The sequence below is a fragment of the Haloferax profundi genome (assembly GCF_001469865.1).
Lineage (GTDB): Archaea > Halobacteriota > Halobacteria > Halobacteriales > Haloferacaceae > Haloferax > Haloferax profundi.
In genome coordinates, this window is sequence record NZ_LOPV01000595.1 from 1 (window position 1) to 3,252 (window position 3,252).

General features: G+C 56.2%; 2 protein-coding genes and 1 pseudogene. All 3 read right to left on the minus strand.

Features of this window, described 5'->3' with window-relative positions; genetic code table 11:
- Positions 1–267 precede the first annotated feature (267 nt).
- On the minus strand, positions 268–1,533 hold the full coding sequence (locus tag AUR66_RS17450) for a hypothetical protein (RefSeq protein WP_157533208.1): 1,266 nt from the start codon (positions 1,531–1,533) through the stop codon (positions 268–270).
- 38 nt (positions 1,534–1,571) lie between these two features.
- Positions 1,572–2,477 (minus strand): bile acid:sodium symporter family protein, encoded by a 906-nt coding sequence (locus AUR66_RS17455; protein ID WP_157533209.1) that lies wholly within the window; start codon positions 2,475–2,477, stop codon positions 1,572–1,574.
- Positions 2,478–2,680: 203 nt separating this feature from the next.
- A pseudogene (locus tag AUR66_RS22290) lies at positions 2,681–3,252 on the minus strand (arylsulfatase); the annotation flags it as partial.

The window sequence follows — 3,252 nt, forward strand, 5'->3', positions numbered from 1 at the left end:
TAGACCTCAGTTCGTTCGATACAGCCATAATGGTTTTTCACAGAGCCGGACTGTTCTCAAAAATAAGAAGGTATGAGTCACTGTAAATACCGTCTACGCCTCTGTCCAACTCGGATTGTCTACTGAGTTCGTCTACGGGAACGCGATTACCAAGAGTACCTCAGTTCGAACGACACGTTTGCCGAACTCGCTCCGTCTTCGAAGACCTCGGAGTTCCAGAGCGACTCAACATCCTCGTCGAGGGTGAGAGCCTCCTGAACGACGGTGTCACACATCGTCGGTTCGAGACTTCGACTCTGATTCTATTTCCGGCGACATCGTCACGTGGTCGCCAACAGACTGTGACACAGTTGATTCAGACGCGTCGATTCGGTCGAGGAGCATCAAGTAGACCGCACGGACGGCGAGCGTCCGCTCGACACCGGTTGCGATCTCTGTGAAGAACTGGTCGCGGTACGTCTGGTCGATGACGATATTGACGGCGAAGTACAGGGCCGACAGAGCGCCGAGGAGCGCCGAAACCCGAATCAGTTCCCAAGTGAGGAAGACGCGAGATCCGAACCAATCAAAAGAAAAGACTGGTGTCAGTACGCTCTCTCCAATCCACATTTCGAGGACCGATATCGGAACCGCAAAGAGACCAAAGAGCGAGAAGAAGACGACAATAAACAGACTGACGATAGCGACCTGCTGGCCAGTGCTGTACAGGAATAAGAGCGCGACCTCGGTCCGCTGTCGACGTTTAAGGGGAGGTGGGTTAGCGGCCTCAACGGCAAGTGCAGGTGCGATGTCACCGACGGGGGTGTCTTTACAGAACGCCACGATTTTGTCTGGGTCTTTGAGGTAGTTGATTCCCTCGAGCTCCCGTCTCAAGAGCAGGATGACAGCGAGCGCAGCAACCGTCAGGATGAGCAGAATCGCAGTCCAGAACGGCACTGGTTCAGCGGAGTGGCTAACCTGCCAGAGTTCGCTGTTGATAAAGAAGAGGGCGAACACGACGAGGAGAAGCGGGAGCGCACGGATTGCCAGATTAGCGGCCGAACCAATCCCACTGAGCGCTTTTTGTAATCCTCTTGCGGACCCACGTACCACGCCGAAACTCGTGATGACGTATATCACGACGAGTATCACATAGTTCGTGACGAGGACACGAAAGAACTCGAAACTGTCTCCTGTGGCAACGAGCCACGCGATAGCTGGAATGACAGCGAATGCGGATGCTTCGACAATTCCGACTGAATCCGCTTGACGCCAGAGCTCACGTCCTGCAATCAGGTTAAGACCGATTCGTGTGGCGACTGTGATTGCGAGCACGACGACCCCAACGAGCCAGAGTGGCTGGTCAGGCCACCCGACTCGCACCGCCCGGAACAGTTGTACGACCAAGAGGACGACGAGAAATGGAATCGCACGGGTGAGAACGTGCTCCGTGGCGTTGTAATCCTCAATGAGATGGGGTTGGCCGTGACTGACGAACCATTTTTCTGTTTCCTTGACAACAGGCTCAAGGCCGGCCACATCAGCATCGGTCACACTACCTTCGTCGATTTTTTCTGGATTCATAGTTTCTTCTACGCCATCGAAAGAATCGCACGTCTAGTGCGGCCCCAGTAATATGCAACGCCCCCCGTGACGACGAACATGAGGACGGTGTACGCGACGATAACCGAGTCTGCGTTCGAATCAGGGAATGCCCCAGTCACTATGAACAGTGCGATTCCGATGTTTCGAGCAGCGCATGCGAGTCCGAGAATCCGGCGACCCTCTGCTGTCGGTCCACCGACGAACCATCCAATAGCGATAGACCCGAAGGTGAACAACAGAAGTACGAACAGCGTCCCCGTGCCGACGAGTGATATCAGGGTTCGGATAATGCCACCCGGATTCAGTATAACGATGACGGCGAGTGCAGCGAAAAGTGAGAGACTCGAGAGACGGGCGAGTGGTTTGGTCGCGCGAGCCGCGAGGTCCGGCCTCCAGTCACGCACAAGTGCACCGACTGCTATCGGAGCGACGAGCACGAGCACGAGCGGAACGAGAAAACGGAATAACGAAACGCCTTCACGGAGTTCGATGAGCACGAGCATCCCGGTGGCAAACACTGGGACGATAACTGCCGCGACAACAGTCAGAGACGCCGTTATTTTCAATGCCTGCTTGGAATCCTCGCCTGCCAACAGTACGAGGCGGGGAATAAACGGTGCACCTGGTGCAAACGATATCAAAACAAGTCCAGTCAAGAGCGGGTCTGAGAGGTCGAACACGAGCCACATCACGACGGCAAACAGTGGGACTGCAACCATGTTCGCAAGGAGCCACCTGGCGAGGAGATTGTACGAACGAACGGTCTCGGAGACGTCTCCGCGTGTGAGTTGAAAGCCGACGACAGCCATCGTCCCGACCAAGAATACCACGACAAAGATTCCCTGAAGGGTGCCGAGAACCTGTGTTAACGTATCGACCGTCCCAGTGGACACAGCAGGTATCACACCGCTTCACCTCGATACTGCACGCTCAGAAACGCGGCCATCGCCGAGTGTTGTACTAGTTGTTGCATAGGAGACCACCAGCAGGTCGTGTGGGAACGCGTCGTGGGAGACGGTGGGCTGTGTTGCTCACCCCAGACGCAGGCCGTCTTTGGATGAGCGTCACCGAACGAGAGACACCGTAGCCAGGAGGGTTATTCCCGTGCCAGGATGCGGTCCACCTCGGCTTCGTGGTGGATGAACGGTTCACCACTGACGTCGACGACGACCCGTGAGATATCGCTCGTAAAGGCGAACGGCATCTCGTACTCCGCCGAAACTGGTTCGATGAGATCCTGTCCACAGGAGAGCCCTGCGACGAGACCGATCATGATGGGAATCGTGACCGGGAGCTCACCCGCCCCGACTTCGCGGTCGCCATAGTAGAGTCGAACGGTCGTCGGCACACCCTTTCCGTTCGGAATGTCGGGTTCGCCGGTCGCCTCGAACTCCATTCGGAGTTCTATCTCACCTTCTGGAATTGGCTCGTCTGCGGAGACTTTGTACTCCTCAACACCCACGTAGTTGTGGACGTAGTGGAGTCGGTTGTCCTTCACGAACAGCGCGTATCCACCGGACAGAGTGCCGTGAGCGAGGAGCACGCCTTCAGCGCCACCTTCGGGAATCGACACCACAGCAGTGATACTGTGGTCGCGATTCAGTACCGACACCGCAGCGTTCTCCGGGATAGACTGTCCGCCCTGGTAGTAGATGTACTGGTCACGGG